Source organism: Pseudomonas sp. EL_65y_Pfl1_R83 (genome assembly GCF_963970695.1).
Classification (GTDB): Bacteria; Pseudomonadota; Gammaproteobacteria; order Pseudomonadales; family Pseudomonadaceae; genus Aquipseudomonas; species Aquipseudomonas tritici.
Window position 1 is genome coordinate 44,183 of sequence record NZ_CAXAQI010000015.1, and the last position, 16,911, is coordinate 61,093.

At 60.9% G+C, this 16,911-nt stretch carries 12 protein-coding genes; 5 read left to right on the forward strand and 7 right to left on the reverse strand.

All coding sequences use genetic code 11. The features are described from left to right. Window positions 1-22: 22 nt before the first annotated feature. Window positions 23-1,942, reverse strand: coding sequence for an ATP-binding cassette domain-containing protein (locus AACY08_RS20370; protein WP_339471162.1), 1,920 nt, complete (start codon window positions 1,940-1,942; stop codon window positions 23-25). 213 nt (window positions 1,943-2,155) lie between these two features. On the opposite strand from AACY08_RS20370, the gene AACY08_RS20375 reads away from it, so the two are divergent. Continuing rightward, the gene (locus AACY08_RS20375) at window positions 2,156-4,084 is read left to right on the forward strand and encodes a transglycosylase SLT domain-containing protein (RefSeq protein WP_339471165.1); all 1,929 of its coding nucleotides are present in this window, start codon (window positions 2,156-2,158) and stop codon (window positions 4,082-4,084) included. A gap of 112 nt (window positions 4,085-4,196) precedes the next feature. Here the strand turns inward: AACY08_RS20375 and AACY08_RS20380 are convergent, their stop codons facing one another. Continuing rightward, on the reverse strand, window positions 4,197-5,981 hold the full coding sequence (locus AACY08_RS20380; protein ID WP_339437152.1) for an ABC transporter transmembrane domain-containing protein: 1,785 nt from the start codon (window positions 5,979-5,981) through the stop codon (window positions 4,197-4,199). Between the two features lie 245 nt (window positions 5,982-6,226). On the opposite strand from AACY08_RS20380, the gene AACY08_RS20385 reads away from it, so the two are divergent. Next, window positions 6,227-6,400 (forward strand): PA1571 family protein, encoded by a 174-nt coding sequence (locus tag AACY08_RS20385; protein WP_339471167.1) that lies wholly within the window; start codon window positions 6,227-6,229, stop codon window positions 6,398-6,400. A 52-nt stretch (window positions 6,401-6,452) separates the two neighbouring features. Here the strand turns inward: AACY08_RS20385 and pdxB are convergent, their stop codons facing one another. Further along, window positions 6,453-7,595: a 4-phosphoerythronate dehydrogenase PdxB gene (gene pdxB, locus AACY08_RS20390; protein ID WP_339471169.1), complete on the reverse strand. Its 1,143-nt coding sequence runs from the start codon at window positions 7,593-7,595 to the stop codon at window positions 6,453-6,455. 140 nt (window positions 7,596-7,735) lie between these two features. Here pdxB and AACY08_RS20395 point away from each other — a divergent pair, with 140 nt between their 5' ends. Continuing rightward, window positions 7,736-9,130, forward strand: a complete 1,395-nt coding sequence (locus AACY08_RS20395; protein ID WP_339471170.1) for an MATE family efflux transporter — start codon at window positions 7,736-7,738, stop codon at window positions 9,128-9,130. On the opposite strand, the gene tusA is transcribed toward AACY08_RS20395, so the two are convergent. After that, window positions 9,127-9,378 carry a sulfurtransferase TusA gene (gene tusA, locus AACY08_RS20400; RefSeq protein WP_339414879.1) on the reverse strand — a complete coding sequence of 84 codons (252 nt, stop codon included), beginning with the start codon at window positions 9,376-9,378 and terminating at the stop codon, window positions 9,127-9,129. The genes AACY08_RS20395 and tusA overlap by 4 nt on opposite strands. A gap of 141 nt (window positions 9,379-9,519) precedes the next feature. Further along, window positions 9,520-10,596 (reverse strand): 23S rRNA (cytidine(2498)-2'-O)-methyltransferase RlmM, encoded by a 1,077-nt coding sequence (gene rlmM / locus AACY08_RS20405; protein ID WP_339471171.1) that lies wholly within the window; start codon window positions 10,594-10,596, stop codon window positions 9,520-9,522. Window positions 10,597-10,792: 196 nt separating this feature from the next. On the opposite strand from rlmM, the gene acnA reads away from it, so the two are divergent. Next, entirely contained in the window at window positions 10,793-13,534 is a 2,742-nt protein-coding gene (gene acnA, locus AACY08_RS20410) for an aconitate hydratase AcnA (RefSeq protein WP_339471172.1), read from the forward strand. 126 nt (window positions 13,535-13,660) lie between these two features. On the opposite strand, the gene AACY08_RS20415 is transcribed toward acnA, so the two are convergent. Both AACY08_RS20415 and cysK read right to left on the reverse strand, forming a co-directional pair. Next, a complete protein-coding gene (locus AACY08_RS20415; protein ID WP_339471173.1) occupies window positions 13,661-14,599 on the reverse strand; it encodes an aspartyl/asparaginyl beta-hydroxylase domain-containing protein in 939 nt (312 codons plus the stop codon). A 109-nt stretch (window positions 14,600-14,708) separates the two neighbouring features. Next, window positions 14,709-15,683 carry a cysteine synthase A gene (gene cysK / locus AACY08_RS20420; RefSeq protein WP_339414883.1) on the reverse strand — a complete coding sequence of 325 codons (975 nt, stop codon included), beginning with the start codon at window positions 15,681-15,683 and terminating at the stop codon, window positions 14,709-14,711. Window positions 15,684-15,808: 125 nt separating this feature from the next. On the opposite strand from cysK, the gene AACY08_RS20425 reads away from it, so the two are divergent. Then, a complete protein-coding gene (locus AACY08_RS20425; RefSeq protein WP_339471174.1) occupies window positions 15,809-16,885 on the forward strand; it encodes a DUF748 domain-containing protein in 1,077 nt (358 codons plus the stop codon). Window positions 16,886-16,911: the final 26 nt, after the last annotated feature.

A 16,911-nucleotide genomic window follows, 5' to 3' on the forward strand; every position in this document is an offset into this window, starting at 1 on the left:
TTTTTTAATGCATTGGAATCACTCAGGCGTCCAGCTCAGCCCAACGCTCAACCAACACTTCCAGCTCTTGGTTCAAGGTTTCCAGGGAAGCGATGACCTTGGCAGTTTCCGCCGCCGGACGCAGGTAGAAACCCGCGTCAGCCATGTCTGCTTCTATTGCCGCAATCTGCTTTTCCTTGGCTTCGATATCCGCTGGCAAGGCTTCCAACTCACGCTGCAGTTTGTAGCTGAGTTTTTTCTTGGCCGCCGGTGCGGCTTCCTGAGCGGGTGCAGCAGCGGCCACCGGAGCAACGACGGCAGAGGTCAAGTCGGCCTTGCCGGACTTGCTCTCGGTCACGCCCAACAGACGCGGCGAGCCGCCCTGGCGCAGCCAGTCCTGGTAACCACCGACATATTCACGCACCTTGCCTTCACCTTCGAAGACCAGGGTGCTGGTGACCACGTTGTCGAGGAATGCCCGGTCGTGGCTTACCATCAGCACAGTGCCGTTGAAGGTCAGCAGGACTTCTTCCAACAGCTCGAGGGTCTCCACGTCGAGGTCGTTGGTCGGTTCGTCGAGTACCAGCAGGTTGGCCGGCTTGCTGAACAGCTTGGCCAGCAGCAGGCGCGCACGCTCGCCACCGGACAAGGCTTTCACGGGTGTACGCGCACGTTGCGGGCTGAACAGGAAGTCGCCCAGGTAACTGAGTACGTGCCGGCTCTGGCCGTCGATGTCGATAAAGTCGCGACCTTCGGCGACGTTGTCGATCACGGTCTTTTCCAGGTCCAACTGATGGCGCAACTGGTCGAAGTAGGCCACGTCGATGCGCGTGCCCTCTTCCACGCTGCCGCTGGTCGGCTGCAGACCATTGAGCATCAGCTTGAGCAAGGTGGTCTTGCCGGTACCGTTGGCACCCAGCAGACCGATACGGTCGCCGCGCGCCAGGACCATCGAGAAGTCCTTGATCAGGAACGGGCCGCCCGGGTGCGCGAAGCTCACGTTATCGAGGACCATTACCTGCTTGCCCGACTTGTCGGCGGTGTCCAGCTGGATGTTGGCCTTGCCGGTGCGCTCACGACGCTCGCTGCGCTCAACGCGCAGGGCTTTGAGGGCGCGTACGCGGCCTTCGTTACGGGTGCGGCGCGCCTTGATGCCTTGGCGGATCCAGACTTCTTCCTGGGCCAGTTTTTTGTCGAACAGCGCGTTGGCGGTTTCTTCAGCCGCCAGAGAGGCCTCTTTGTGCACCAGGAAGCTGGCGTAGTCGCCGTTCCAGTCGATCAGGCCGCCACGGTCCAGTTCGAGGATGCGCGTGGCCAGACTTTGCAGGAAGGCACGGTCGTGCGTGATAAACAGCACGGCGCCCTGGAAATCCTTGATGGCTTCTTCCAGCCAGGCGATGGCGCCGATGTCCAGGTGGTTGGTCGGTTCGTCGAGCAGTAGCAGGTCCGGCTCGGACACCAGGGCCTGGGCCAGCAACACGCGACGACGCCAGCCGCCGGACAACTCGGCGAGGGTCTTGTCGGCCGGCAGTTGCAGGCGGCTCAAGGTGCTGTCGACCAGTTGCTGCAAGCGCCAGCCGTCACGGGCTTCGAGGTCTTGCTGGACGTGCATCAGCTTGTCCAGGTCTTCTTCGGTGACACAGTTCTGCGCCAGGTGATGGTATTGCGCGAGCAACTCGCCCACGCCATCCAGGCCTTCGGCAACCACGTCGAACACTGTCCGTCCGTCGGCCACTGGCAATTCTTGCGGCAATTCGCCAATCTTGAGGCCCGGAGCGCGCCAAACAGAGCCGTCATCGGGCTTCTGGTCGCCTTTTACCAGCTTCATCATGCTGGATTTGCCGGTGCCGTTGCGGCCGATGATGCACACCCGCTCACCACGGGCGATCTGCCAGGACACCTTGTCCAACAACGGCATAGCGCCGAAAGCAAGGGACACATCGCTGAATTTGAGCAGGGTCATACGCTTCTCCAAAAACTGGGCGCGCATTCTACCTGAGTTGAGGGTGGGATGCGGCTGGCATTTTCGCTGCCGACACGTTCTGTAGGACATTTCCCACGAACTTGATCCAACCGGCCTGCAAAGCTTTCAACGGTCGCGGGCAAAAGGCTAAGCTAGGGGCAATCAGTGTCGGCGATGCCGGTGCTAGTCGTGATTTCTCTGCACGGACGTCTCATGCGCAGTCGCCTTTTCAACTTTTTATCTTGCCTGCTTCTTTCCGCCACCGCCGCTCAATCCGCCCAGGCCGTGGACCTCACCACCCAACGTCAATATTACGATGAAGCCAAACGCGCCCTGGCCAAGGGCGATACCGGACCCTACATGCAATACAGCCAGGCCCTGGCGGACTATCCGCTGACGCCCTACCTGGCCTACGACGAACTGACCGCCCGCCTGAAAAACGCGAGTAACCAGGAAATCGAACAGTTCCTCGCCAAAAACGGCGACCTGCCCCAGGCCAACTGGATGAAGCTGCGCTGGTTGCGTTGGCTGGCCGAACGTGACGACTGGCAGACGTTTGAAAAGTATTACGACGCCAAGCTCAATTTTGTCGAACTGGACTGCCTGCATGGCCAGTACCAGCTCACCCACAATCTGAAAGCCGAAGGCTACAAGACTGCCGAAAAACTCTGGATGACCGGCAAGTCCCGACCGGCGGCCTGCGATGTCACCTTCGGGCAATGGGCGGCTGACGGCCAACTCACCGAACAGAAAATCTGGGACCGCGCCAAGCTCGCCGCCGAAGCGCGCAACTACGCACTGGCCAACAGCCTGGTGAAAACCCTGCCCACCCTCGGCGTCCAAGGCCGCTTGATGGTGGATGTGGCGCAAAAGCCCGACATGCTCAGCGACCCATCACGCTTCCTGCCGGCCACCGAGGCCATGTCTGACGCCGTGGGGCTGGGCCTGCGACGCCTGGCACGCAAGGATCCGGACAAGGCCATGACCCTGCTCGACGGCTACGCCAGCAGCATGCACTTCTCCCGTGACGAAAAAGTGTCGATCGCTCGAGAGATCGGCCTGACCCTTGCCAAGCGCTTCGACCCACGTGCGCTTGAAGTAATGACCAAGTACGACCCTGAGTTGCGCGACAACACCGTCTCCGAATGGCGCCTGCGCCTACTGTTGCGCCTGGCCCGCTGGGAAGATGCCTATCAGTTGACTCGCAAACTCCCACAAGACCTGGCGACCACCAACCGCTGGCGCTACTGGCAGGCCCGTAGCCTGGAGCTGGCCGAGCCGAAAAACCCCCAAGCACTGGTCTTGTACAAGAACCTGTCGCGGGAGCGGGATTTCTACGGTTTTCTCGCCGCTGACCGCTCCAAGGCGCCCTACCAGCTGAACAACAAGCCACTGGTGATGAGCAAGGCGTTGGTCAACAAGGTGCGCAACACGCCTGGCGTGCGCCGTGCCCTGGAGTTCTATGCGCGCGGCCAGATCGTCGATGGCCGCCGCGAGTGGTACCACGTCACCCGTCACTTCAACCGTGACGAAATGGTCGCCCAGGCCAAGCTGGCCTACGACATGAAGTGGTACTTCCCGGCCATCCGTACCATCAGTCAGGCGAAGTACTGGGACGACCTGGACATCCGCTTCCCGATGGCCCACCGCGACACCCTGGTGCGTGAGGCCAAGGTACGCGGCCTGCATTCGAGCTGGATATTCGCCATCACTCGCCAGGAAAGCGCCTTCATGGATGACGCCCGCTCCGGCGTCGGGGCCAGCGGCCTGATGCAACTGATGCCCGGCACCGCCAAGGAAACTGCGCGCAAGTTCAGCATCCCCCTGGCCTCCCCGGCCCAGGTGCTGGACCCGGACAAAAACATCCAGCTCGGCGCGGCTTACCTGAGCCAGGTGCACAGCCAGTTCAACGGCAACCGCGTCCTCGCCTCCGCCGCCTACAACGCCGGCCCCGGCCGCGTGCGCCAATGGCTGCGCGGTGCCGATCACTTGAGCTTCGACGTGTGGGTAGAAAGCATCCCGTTCGACGAAACCCGCCAGTATGTGCAGAACGTGCTGTCTTATTCGGTGATCTACGGGCAGAAGCTCAATTCACCCCAGCCGCTGGTGGATTGGCATGAGCGGTATTTTGATGATCAATGACCGGTAATGCCGGTCATGTAGGCGCTGTCGAGTAAAACGAGGCTGCGCGCTTTTTGCCCGCCACAATGAAAATGCCCGCATTGAGAGATGCGGGCATTTTTTTCAGCGGGATTTAATGTGAAGCAGGCTCTTCCACCCCATCACTGAACTGCAACGCCGCCAACCGCGCATACAACGGATTGCTCGCAATCAACTGTTGATGCGTACCTACTGCCACCAGCTTGCCCTGGTCCATTACCGCAATCCGGTCAGCATTCTTCACCGTCGCCAAGCGATGCGCGATCACCAGCGTGGTACGCCCCTGCATCAATTGCGGCAGCGCTTGCTGGATCAGGTGTTCACTCTGGGCATCCAGCGCGCTGGTGGCCTCGTCCAGCAACAGGATCGGCGCGTCCACCAGCAACGCGCGGGCGATGGCCAGGCGTTGGCGTTGGCCGCCGGAGAGGCCCATGCCGCCGTCGCCGAGGTGGGTCTGGTAGCCATTGGGCATTTGCAGGATGAAGTCGTGGGCATGGGCGATGCGCGCGGCGGCTTCGACGTGTTCTGAAGTGGCCGTCGGGTTGCCATAGCGGATATTTTCTTCGACGCTGCCGTAGAACAGCGCCGGGCTCTGGGATACCAGGGCGAAGTGGCGGCGCAGGTCCATGGGGTCGAGATCGGTCAGCGCGTGGCCTTCAATCAGGATGCGGCCTTGCTGGGGATCGTAGAAACGTAGCAACAGGTCGAAAATCGTCGATTTGCCCGCGCCGGACGGGCCGACCAAGGCCAGGGTCTCACCGGGATTGATCGTCAGGTTCAAGCCGTCGATGGCGAAGCTGTCCGGCCGTGACGGGTAGGAAAAGCGCAGGTCGTGTAGCGCCATGCGGCCGCTGACCCGCTCAGGTAATTGGACAGTGCCGCTGGCCGGCGCCTGGATGTCGTTGCTCGACTGCAACAACTCGCCAATCCGCTCGGCGGCACCGGCGGCGCGCTGCAATTCGCCGAGCACTTCGCTCAGGGTGCCGACGGCACTGCCGACGATCAGGCTGTAGAACACAAATGCCGCCAGCTCACCGCCGGAAATGCGCCCGCTGATGACGTCCATGCCGCCGACCCACAACATCACGCCCACGGCGCCGAGCACCAGCATGATCACCAGGGTAATCAGCCAGGCGCGCTGTGTGATGCGTTTACGCGCGGTGGTGAATGCGTCTTCCACGGTCATGGCGAAGCGCTGTTCGTCCTGCACCTGGTGGTTGTACGCCTGCACGGTCTTGATCTGACCGAGGGTCTCGGACACATAGCTGCCCACATCAGCGATGCGGTCCTGGCTTTGTCGCGACAGGCTGCGCACGCGCCGACCGAAAAGCAGGATCGGCGCCAGCACCAGCGGCAACGCCACCACCACGATACTGGTGAGCTTGGGATTGGTGACAAACAGCAGCACGATGCCACCGATGACCATCAAGGCGTTGCGCAGGAACAGTGACAGCGACGAGCCGATCACCGACTGCAGCAAGGTGGTGTCGGTGGTCAGCCGCGACTGGATCTCCGAACTGCGGTTGTTCTCATAGAAGCCCGGATGCAGGTAGATCAGGTGGTTGAACACCTGCCGACGGATATCCGCCACCACCCGCTCGCCAATCCACGACACCAGGTAAAACCGCGCAAACGTGCCCACGGCGAGGCCCAATACCAGGATCATGAACAGTCCAATGGACTGGTTGAGCAGGTGCGGTGACTGGGTCATGAAGCCCTGGTCCACCAGCAAGCGAATGCCCTGCCCCATGGACAAGGTAATACCGGCCGTGACGATAAGCGCCAACAGGGCGCCGAGCGCCTGCCAGCGGTAGGGCCCAATGAAACGGCTGGCCAGGCGAATTGCGCGGCGTTGACGGGCTGAGAACATGGAGGGCATCACCTGTGGAGGGGATAAAGTTATCTACACCACAACATTGGGGGAACTTGCCTAAATAACAATGAGTCAGGTTAATTATGCCCCGCGATGTTGCCCCTAGAGGCTACCGGTCTAACGCCTGGCTGGAAATTTGTATCGGTTTCTGGTCGACTGGGTGTCTGAACCGCTGAACGGGTAGGAAGTTGTAACAGCTCGGTCACGCGGGGGTCTTAAAGTGGGTATACAACCTGATGAGGAGACAGGCCATGGCCTTGCAAAATAGCAGCGATGCCAACATTGAAGTGATCCGCCAGCCGCAGCAGTTGCCTTGCTCGTACATCGACGCCCAGGGCCGTGAAGTGCAGATCACCGAAGAGATGATCCAGCAAGCCTGCAGCGAACTGGAAGAAAAATTAGTCAAGCCTGCCCAGCAAGGCTGAAGCGCCACGCTCTTTCAAACCCGGCCCAGATGGCCGGGTTTTTTATTGGCGTTTAAATCGTCTGCGCGCCCAATGCGGAAACAATACTGGCCAGCGCCGTCGACGCCCCATTGATTCGCACCTTCACACCGTCGATCTCTCGGCGTGCGGGATAATGCTTGCGCAGCAGGTCAAAAGCCTTGCGCTGCTCTTCCACGGTTCCCACAAGGCTGCGGCGGAAATCCGCATCATCGCGGCGCGGGTCGTACACGCTGCGGCACAGGGTTGTCAGCGCCCAGGCCGGATCGGTCGATGCATTCAAATGCACCTCGTCCAGCCACAACGGTGGCAGCAGGTCGCTCAGTTGAATACCCGGTTCCTGGCCCAAGTGCGAACAGAACGCCTTATAAATCTGCGCCGTGCCGCGCTGCCGGCCTTCCAGGCTGTAGCCGGCGATGTGCGGCGTGGCCAGCACACACAAGTCAGCCAGGTCGACATCCACCTGCGGTTCGCCTTCCCACACATCCAGCACCGCTTGCAGGTCTTCGCGTTCCAGCAGTACCTCGCGCAGGGCGGCGTTGTCCACCACTGCGCCACGGCTGGCGTTGATCAGCCAGGTGCCGGGTTTGAGTTGCTCAAGGCGCTGGCGGTCAAGCAGGTGCCAGGTAGAGCCGTTGCCGGATTTGGTCAGCGGCGTGTGCAGGCTGATCACATCGCATTGCTCGATGATCTGCGCCAGGCTGACGTAATCGCCATCTTCGGCGATCTGCCGTGGCGGGTCGCAGACCAGGACGTTCCAGCCCAGGCCCTTGAGCACCTTCACCAACCGCCCACCGACTTCACCGGCACCGACCACGCCGTAAATGCGCTGATTGAGGTCGACGCCTTCGATCTCAGCCAGGGTCATCAGGCTGCCCAACACATAATCCACAACGCCACGGGCATTGCAGCCGGGGGCGCTGGCCCATTGGATGCCGGCCCGCTTGAAGTAGTCGAGGTCCAGGTGATCGGTGCCGATGGTGCAGGTACCGACAAAGCGCACCTTGCTGCCCTCCAACAGGGCACGGTTGACGTTGGTCACCGAGCGCACCAGCAATACATCGGCCTGCTCGACTGTAGCGCGGTCGATGGAACGGCCGGGCACGCGGCGAATCTCGCCAAACCCTTGGAAGAATGCATCGAGCAGCGGAATATTTTCGTCGGCAACAATCAGCATGGCAGGCTCCTTTGGCGGACCCGCAGTGTACAGGCATCGCAGCCCGCGCTTACAAATCGCTAACACAGGTTTTTTCCTGACCGATGCGTCAATGCGTAGAATCCACGGTCCTTGCGCTTACCTCGATCGGACATCTGCACGTGAACACTGCCACCGCCATCCTCAGCCGCCCCGTCCGCATCACCCGGGAAGTCGGCGGCCTGCTGACGCTCGCCTTGCCGATCATGATCGGCCAACTGGCCACCACCGCGATGAGCTTTGTCGATGCGGTGATGGCCGGCCGCGTCAGCCCCCAGGACCTGGCAGCGGTGGGCCTGGGCAACTCGATCTGGATTCCGGTCTACCTGCTCATGAGCGGTACGCTGCTGGCCACCACGCCGAAAGTCGCCCAACGCTACGGTGCGGGTCATTACAGCGAAATCGGGCCATTGGTGCGTCAGTCATTGTGGCTGGCCTTGGTGGTCGGCATTATCGGCGCACTGCTGCTGCTCTGCGCCGAGCCGATCCTGCATGCGATGAAGGTTGAACCGGACCTGATCGCGCCCACCATGGGCTACCTGCATGGCATCGCCGCCGGTATGCCGGCCATTGCGCTGTATTACGTGCTGCGTTGTTTCAGTGATGGCCTGGGCCGCACGTTGCCCAGCATGGTCATGGGCCTGTTCGGCCTGGCACTGAATATTCCGCTGAACTACATCTTCATCTATGGTCACCTTGGCCTGCCGGCCATGGGGGGCGTGGGCTGCGGCTGGGCCACGGCCATTTCGATGTGGGCGATGATGCTCGGCCTGGCCGTCTGGAGCCGTTGGGGCCCGGCCTACCAGAGCAGCGAACTGTTCAAGCGTTTCGACTGGCCGCAGTGGGCGGTCATCAAGCGCGTATTGGGGATTGGCTTACCCATCGGCATCGCGATCTTCGCCGAGTCGAGCATCTTCGCGGTGATCGCCCTGCTGCTTGGCGGCTTGGGGGCCACGGTGGTGTCCGGTCATCAGATCGCGCTGAACATCAGCTCTATGGTGTTCATGATCCCTTACTCCTTGAGCATGGCCATCACCGTGCGCGTGGGTCAGGCGCTGGGGCGTGGGGAACCGCGTGAAGCGCGCTTCGCCGCCGGTGTTGGCATGGGCACGGCGCTGGCCTACGCCTGCCTGTCCTGCAGCCTGATGCTGCTGTTTCGCGAGCAGATTGCGGCGATCTACACCCCGGACCCGGTGGTCATTCATTTGGCTTCGACGTTGATCGTGTTCGCCGCGCTGTTCCAGTTCTCCGACTCGATCCAAGTGACGGCGGCCGGCGCATTGCGCGGCTATCAGGACACACGGGTGACCATGGTGCTGACCTTGTTCGCGTACTGGGGCGTGGGGCTGCCGGTGGGTTACGCCCTGGGCCTGACCGACTGGCTGGGCGCACCGAGCGGCCCAAGCGGCTTGTGGCAAGGGCTGATCGTGGGCCTGAGCTGCGCGGCGGGGATGTTGCTGGTGCGCCTGGCGCGCAGTGCACGCCGGCGCATTCGCGCAGGCAAGGCGCGGGGTTAAGCGGACTTCTTGCGGATCCAGTACAGGTACGTACCGGCCAGCGCCTGCTGATCCACCAGTTCGTGGTCAAGAAACACGCAGAACTTGGGGATATCGCGGCGCGTGGACGGGTCGGTCGCGATCACCTTGAGCAAGCCGCCAGGCGGCAGGTCGCGGATGTGCTGGTGCAGCATCATGACCGGTTCCGGGCAGTTGAGGCCGGTGGCATCCAGCACAGCGTCTACGGGCAAATCGAGGGGCTGATTCATACATCACTCCTGAAACAGACCCGCTCTCCTGTGGGAGCGGGCTTGCCCGCGATAAGGGGCACATTCACTATAAATATCGACTGTTATACCGCTATCGCGGGCAAGCCCGCTCCCACATTTTGAGCGGTGCCCGACTTGAGATCAGCGGGCCTTGGGTTTCTTGGCAGTTTCCAGCCGACGCAAATGGCAGGTCACTTCCTCACGGTCGTGATACAGCTGCTTGCAGCCGATCTCCACGCGAATGCCGCGCGCCTTGAAACCGTCTTCGATGCGCTCCAACAAGCGCTTCACTTCGGCGTAACGCTGCTTCATCGGCAACTTCAAGTTCACCACCGCTTCACGGCAGTGCCCCTCGCCGATCCAGGTTTCCAGCAGCGCGGCGTTACGCGCAGGCTTCTCGACGATGTCGCAGACCATCCAGTCCACCGGCTGCTTGGGCACGAAGGTAAAGCCGTCGGCCATCAAGTGCTGCACCAGGCCGGTGTCCATCAGGCTTTCGGCCATGGGGCCGTTGTCGATGGCGGTCACCAGCATGCCGCGGTTGACCAACTGCCAGGTCCAGCCGCCCGGCGCTGCGCCGAGGTCGACGCCGGTCATGTCGCCGTGCAGGCGCTCGTCCCATTGGTCGCGGGGGATAAAGTGGTGCCAGGCCTCTTCCAGCTTGAGGGTCGAGCGGCTTGGCGCGTCACGCGGGAACTTGAGGCGCGGGATGCCCATCGGCCACATGGCCGAGTTGTTCGGCTCGGCCAGGCCCATGAACACTTCACGGCCGCTTTTGAAGGTCAGTAGCAGGCGCGGCTTGCTCGGGTCATCCACCAGCTTGCCGGCGCTCAATAAAGCTTTACGCAGGTGCACTTCGAATTTTTTGCAAAAATTCGAGAGTTCCTTGCCGTCGTTGGTGTCGACCATTTCCAGCCACAGGCTGCCGCACACCGGAAAACCCTGCAGGTGAGCGAGGATCACGCTGATGCGGTCAGTTTCCGGCAGGTCGATGAATACCCCGCGCGCCCACTGCCTTGGGAAGATCAGCTCGGCAAAGCGCTGGCCGTGCATCAGGCGCTGAGCGCCGTCTTCTTCGGTGCAGACAAATTCGGCGCAGGCGCTGCCTGTCTTGGCCTTGGCATAGCCGGAAACGTTCAGGCGCGCGGCAAGGTCCGCGATCTCGGAACAGACTTCGCTTTCAAAACCCGGGCGGCAGTGCATAAAAAGGGTGTTCATCAACTCTCCTGGTGAATCAACCGACGTTGCGCTGTCGCAATGCCTGTCATGAAAACCCGCGCATGATAACGGAGTTCGGAACCTTGGACTTAACGATAGAGTCCAGTTATTAGCCTGCTAATGAAAACAGGGCTAAGTTGATAGCTCTGTTCGTCCCGTCAGGTCCGTAGCCGTGCGGACCATAAGGAGTCGTGTCATGTCATCGCTTGATAGCCTGAGTACCCTTAAAACTCTTGAAATAGACAGTAAAACCTACCACTACTTCAGCCTGCCCGAAGCCGCCAAGCGCTTGGGCGACCTCGATAAGCTGCCGATGTCGCTCAAGGTGCTGCTGGAAAACCTGCTGCGCTGGGAAGACGGTAAGACCGTCACTGGCGCCGACCTCAAGGCCATTGCCGCCTGGCTCAAGGAGCGTCAGTCCGACCGTGAGATCCAGTACCGCCCCGCCCGGGTGTTGATGCAAGACTTTACCGGTGTGCCCGCCGTGGTCGACCTGGCCGCCATGCGCGCCGCCGTGGCCAAGGCCGGTGGCGACCCGCAGCGTATCAACCCGCTGTCGCCGGTGGATTTGGTGATCGACCACTCGGTGATGGTCGACAAGTTCGGCAACGCCGACGCCTTCGAGCAAAACGTCGACATCGAGATGCAGCGCAACGGCGAACGCTACGCCTTCCTGCGTTGGGGCCAGAGCGCCTTCGATAACTTCAGCGTGGTGCCACCGGGCACTGGCATCTGCCACCAGGTCAACCTCGAATACCTCGGCCGCACCGTGTGGACCAAGGACGAAGACGGCCGCACCTACGCCTTCCCCGACACCTTGGTTGGCACCGACTCCCACACCACCATGATCAACGGCCTCGGCGTACTCGGCTGGGGCGTGGGCGGGATCGAAGCGGAAGCCGCGATGCTCGGCCAGCCGGTGTCGATGCTGATCCCGGAAGTGATCGGCTTCAAGCTCACCGGCAAATTGAAGGAAGGCATCACCGCCACTGACCTGGTGCTGACCGTGACCCAGATGCTGCGCAAGAAAGGCGTGGTGGGTAAATTCGTCGAGTTCTACGGCGATGGTCTGGCCGACCTGCCGTTGGCCGACCGCGCGACCATTGCCAACATGGCCCCGGAATACGGCGCCACCTGCGGCTTTTTCCCGGTGGATGAGGTAACGCTGGACTACCTGCGCTTGTCTGGCCGACCTACGGAAACCGTAAAACTGGTTGAGGCCTACACCAAGGCGCAGGGCCTGTGGCGCAATGCCGGCCAGGAGCCGGTATTCACCGACAGCCTGGCGCTGGACATGGGTAGCGTCGAAGCCAGCCTCGCCGGGCCAAAACGCCCACAGGACCGTGTGTCGCTGCCAAATGTCGGCCAGGCATTCAGCGACTTCCTCGACCTGCAGTTCAAACCCACCAACAAGGAAGAAGGTCGCCTCGAAAGCGAAGGCGGCGGCGGGGTTGCCGTGGGCAATGCCGACCTGGTGGGCGAAACCGACTACGAATACGACGGCCACACTTACCGCCTGAAAAACGGTGCCGTGGTGATCGCCGCGATCACCTCCTGCACCAACACCTCCAACCCCAGTGTGATGATGGCGGCCGGGCTGGTGGCGAAAAAGGCTGTGGAAAAGGGCCTCACCCGAAAACCCTGGGTGAAAACCTCGCTGGCCCCGGGCTCCAAGGTGGTCACTGATTACTACAAGGCCGCAGGTCTCACCCACTATCTGGATAAACTCGGCTTCGACTTGGTGGGTTACGGCTGCACCACGTGCATCGGCAACTCCGGGCCGTTGCCCGAGCCGATCGAGAAAGCCATCCAGAAAGCTGACCTTGCCGTAGCATCGGTGCTCTCCGGCAACCGCAACTTCGAAGGCCGCGTGCATCCGCTGGTCAAGACCAACTGGCTGGCGTCACCGCCCCTGGTCGTGGCTTATGCCCTGGCCGGCACCGTGCGTATCGATATCAGCAGCGAACCGCTGGGTAACGATCAAGCGGGCAATCCGGTCTATCTGAAAGACATCTGGCCCACCAGCCAGGAAATCGCCGATGCCGTCGCTCAAGTCACCACGGGGATGTTCCACAAGGAATACGCCGAAGTGTTTGCCGGTGACGAACAGTGGCAAGCGATTGAAGTGCCGCAAGCCGCGACGTACGTGTGGCAGAAAGACTCCACCTACATCCAGCACCCGCCATTCTTCGACGATATTTCCGGGCCTCTGCCGGTGATCAAGGACGTCAAAGGCGCGAATGTGCTGGCGATGCTGGGAGACTCGGTCACCACTGACCACATCTCCCCCGCCGGCAACATCAAAACCGACAGCCCTGCAGGCCGTTACCTGCGAGAACAAGGCGTGGAGCCACGCGACTTCAACTCCTATGGCTCACGCCGAGGCAACCATGAAGTGATGATGCGCGGCACCTTTGCCAACATCCGCATCCGCAATGAAATGCTCGGCGGCGAGGAAGGCGGTAATACGCTGTACATCCCTACCGGCGAGAAAATGCCGATCTACGACGCCGCGATGAAATACCAGGCTTCGGCCACGCCGCTGGTGGTGATTGCCGGCCAGGAATACGGCACAGGCTCAAGCCGTGACTGGGCGGCCAAAGGCACCAACCTGCTGGGTGTGAAGGCCGTGATTGCCGAGAGCTTCGAACGCATTCACCGCTCCAACCTGGTGGGCATGGGCGTGTTGCCGCTGCAGTTCAAGCTGGACCAGAACCGCAAGTCGCTGAAGCTGACGGGCAAGGAGCAGGTCGACATTCTTGGGCTGACGGAAGCAGAGATCGTGCCGCGCATGAACCTGACGCTGGTGATTACGCGGGAGGATGGCAGTACAGAGAAGCTAGAGGCGCTGTGCCGGATTGATACGTTGAATGAAGTGGAATACTTCAAATCCGGCGGCATATTGCACTACGTGTTGCGCCAGCTAATCGCTTCCTGACAAACGCTGGAGATCTAATGTGGGAGCTGGCTTGCCTGCGATAGCGGTGTATCAGTTGCAGGTAGGCTGGCTGGCCCACCGCCATCGCAGGCAAGCCAGCTCCCACCGTTTTGAACGCGTTTCAAATTAGCCGAAGAGCCACTTCCACAGCAGCACCAGCACGACGACCGCCAACACCGGCCGGGCAATCCGGTACGCCTTGGGATGCTTGCGCTTCCACTGCTTCACCACACCGCTGAACGTGTCACTGAACGTCTTGCTCCAGGCATACGCCTGGTTGATCCCACCCACCCGCTCGTCATCCAGGTTCTGCGGTGCAGTCGCGCGGCCCAACTGCTTGCTGACCCAGCGGTTGACGCGGGTCATCACGCGGTTGCTCAGCGGCCGCTCAATGTCGCAGAACAGAATCACACGGGTCTGCTCGGTTTCGTTCTTGACCCAGTGCACGTAGGTTTCGTCGAACATCACGTCGTCACCGTCGCGCCAGGCGTATTCCTCGCCGTCAACAAAGATCCGGCAGGCGTCGGAATTCGGCGTGGACAACCCCAGGTGGTAACGCAGCGAGCCGGCAAACGGGTCGCGATGCGGGTTAAGGTGGCTGCCGCCAGGCAACAGCGCGAACATCGCGCCTTTCACGTTAGGAATGCTGCTCACCAGTGCTACGGTTTTCGGGCACAGTGCCTCGGCCGACGGCAGGGGTTTGTCGTACCACTTGAGGTAGAAACGCTTCCAGCCCTTCTTGAAGAACGACCCGAAGCCGGCGTCGTTGTTCTTTTCGGCAGCGCGGATGTAACCCTCGTCGAACAGGTGCATGGCCTCTTCGCGGATCACTTCCCAGTTGTCCTTGAGCACGTCCAGTTCCGGGAACTTGCTGCGGTCCAGGTACGGTTTGGACGGCACCGCCGAGAACAGGTACATCAAAGCGTTATACGGGGCGAACAGCGCCGAATGGTTGACGAATTGGCGCAACATCGGCAAACGGGCCTTACCGCGCAGGTGCACATACAGCGTGCTGCCAATAAACAACAGCAACACCGACAGTTTGGCGGCCAAAGAAAAGGTCATGCAGCAACTCCTGGAAATAAGCGCCTGGCCAACAGCAGACGTAGCAGCCGGCCATGATAAACATTTGGGCCAGTATGCAGAAGGCCTAGCTTACCTGCGCTGATTCACATCAAGCCTGGTTTTCCTGTTCGGTAAACAAATCGCTGAACAGCATGCTCGACAGGTAACGCTCACCGGAGTCCGGCAGAATCACCACGATGGTCTTGCCTTGCATTTCCGGCTTCTCGGCCAGGCGCACCGCCACGGCCATCGCGGCGCCGCAGGAGATGCCGCACAGAATCCCTTCTTCTTGCATCAGACGCCGTGCCATGGCCTTGGATTCGTCGTCGGTGACCAGTTCCACGCGGTCGACCATCGACAGGTCGAGGTTTTTCGGCACGAAACCGGCGCCGATGCCCTGAATCTTGTGCGGGCTCGGCTTGATTTCCTCACCGGCCAGCGCCTGGGTGATCACCGGCGACACGATTGGCTCGACGGCCACCGACAGAATCGGCTTGCCCTGAATGTTCTTGATATAGCGCGACACGCCGGTGATGGTGCCGCCGGTACCCACGCCCGCGACCAGCACGTCCACGGCGCCATCGGTGTCATTCCAGATTTCCGGGCCGGTGGTTTTTTCGTGGATCGCCGGATTCGCCGGATTTTCGAATTGAGCCGGCATGAAATAAGTGGCCGGATCGCTGGCGACGATTTCGCCAGCCTTTTCGATAGCGCCCTTCATGCCCTTGGCCGGTTCGGTCAGCACCAATTCGGCCCCCAGGGCCTTGAGCACTTTGCGCCGCTCGATACTCATGGACGCCGGCATGGTCAGCAGCAATTTATAGCCACGGGCAGCGGCGACAAACGCCAGGCCGATGCCGGTGTTGCCGGAGGTGGGTTCGACAATGGTCATGCCCGGCTTGAGTTTGCCAGTGCTTTCAGCGTCCCAGATCATGTTGGCGCCAATGCGGCATTTCACCGAGTAACCCGGGTTACGCCCCTCGATCTTGGCCAGAATGGTCACGCCACGCGGTGCGATACGGTTGATCTGAACCAGCGGCGTATTACCGATGGAGTGCGCGTTGTCTGCAAAGATACGGCTCATGACGGGTCCTATTTGGCAGTTTCCAGAAAGGCCCAAGGGTATGCCTCACCTCTCGAAGCGTCCAGTCGGAGGAACGTTGTCGCATTCAAAACAGTCAACCTCCTAACTGCAAGGAGATCTGCACCATGAAACGTCGTTACAGTTGGCCGCTATGGACCGTCGCCGGGCTGGTGGTGGTATTGGTTGCCTTGAACATCGCGCTGCCCTATCTGGTGCGCAACTATTTGAATGAAAAGCTCGCCGACATGGGCGACTACCGTGGCGAAGTCACTGATGTGGACTTGGCGTTGTGGCGCGGTGCCTATCGCATCAATGGCCTGAAGATCGTCAAGGTCGACGGCAAGGTGCCCGTACCGTTCGTCAACGCGCCGTTGATCGAATTTGCCGTGAGCTGGCACTCGTTGTGGTACGACCATGCGGTGGTCGCCGAGGGGCATTTCGTCAAGCCGGAGCTCAACTTCGTCGACGGCGGCGCCAACAAGCAGGCGTCACAGACGGGTGAAGGCACCGACTGGCAGGAACAGTTGAGAAAACTGCTGCCGATCACCCTGAATGAAATGCGCATTGAAGACGGCAAGATTTCGTTCCACAACTTCAATTCCAAACCGCCGGTGAACATCAACACCACCTCGGTCAATGCCAGTTTCTACAACCTCACCAACGTGGTGGACGTCAAAGGCAAGCGCGACGCGCGCTTCGAAGGCAAGGCCTTGCTGCAAGGCCAGGCGCCACTGGAGGCCACGGCGACGTTTGATCCGCTGAGCGACTTTGAAGAATTCGAGTTCCGCTTCCGCGCCCGCGACCTGCAGCTCAAGCGCATGAATGACTTCGCCTCGGCCTACGGCAAGTTCGACTTCAAGGCCGGCACCGGCGACGTGGTGATCGAAGCCCAGGCCGAAAAAGGCCAACTGACGGGTTACATCAAACCGCTGCTGCGCAACGTGGAAGTGTTCGACTGGAAGCAGGACGTGGAGAACAAGGACAAGAACATCTTCCGCTCGATCTGGGAAGCCGTGGTCGGCGCCAGTGAAACAGTGCTGAAAAACCAGAGCGAAAACCAGTTCGCCAGCCGCGTCGAGCTCAGTGGCAGCGTGCACCAGCAAGATGTCAGCGCGTTCTCGGCCTTTATCTCGATCTTGCGTAATGGATTCATCCAGGCATTCAATGCGCGCTATGAACAGCCCAAGCCCTCGGCGGACTAGGCCTGACTGACCATTCAGAGACTGAA

Excerpts from the sequence above, each read along its gene's own strand:
- AACY08_RS20370 (WP_339471162.1), bottom strand. The coding sequence starts at position 1,942 with ATGACCCTGCTCAAATTCAGCGATGTGTCCCTTGCTTTCGGCGCTATG.
- AACY08_RS20375 (WP_339471165.1), top strand. The coding sequence starts at position 2,156 with ATGCGCAGTCGCCTTTTCAACTTTTTATCTTGCCTGCTTCTTTCCGCC.
- AACY08_RS20380 (WP_339437152.1), bottom strand. The coding sequence starts at position 5,981 with ATGCCCTCCATGTTCTCAGCCCGTCAACGCCGCGCAATTCGCCTGGCC.
- AACY08_RS20385 (WP_339471167.1), top strand. The coding sequence starts at position 6,227 with ATGGCCTTGCAAAATAGCAGCGATGCCAACATTGAAGTGATCCGCCAG.
- pdxB (WP_339471169.1), bottom strand. The coding sequence starts at position 7,595 with ATGCTGATTGTTGCCGACGAAAATATTCCGCTGCTCGATGCATTCTTC.
- tusA (WP_339414879.1), bottom strand. The coding sequence starts at position 9,378 with ATGAATCAGCCCCTCGATTTGCCCGTAGACGCTGTGCTGGATGCCACC.
- rlmM (WP_339471171.1), bottom strand. The coding sequence starts at position 10,596 with ATGAACACCCTTTTTATGCACTGCCGCCCGGGTTTTGAAAGCGAAGTC.
- acnA (WP_339471172.1), top strand. The coding sequence starts at position 10,793 with ATGTCATCGCTTGATAGCCTGAGTACCCTTAAAACTCTTGAAATAGAC.
- AACY08_RS20415 (WP_339471173.1), bottom strand. The coding sequence starts at position 14,599 with ATGACCTTTTCTTTGGCCGCCAAACTGTCGGTGTTGCTGTTGTTTATT.
- cysK (WP_339414883.1), bottom strand. The coding sequence starts at position 15,683 with ATGAGCCGTATCTTTGCAGACAACGCGCACTCCATCGGTAATACGCCG.
- AACY08_RS20425 (WP_339471174.1), top strand. The coding sequence starts at position 15,809 with ATGAAACGTCGTTACAGTTGGCCGCTATGGACCGTCGCCGGGCTGGTG.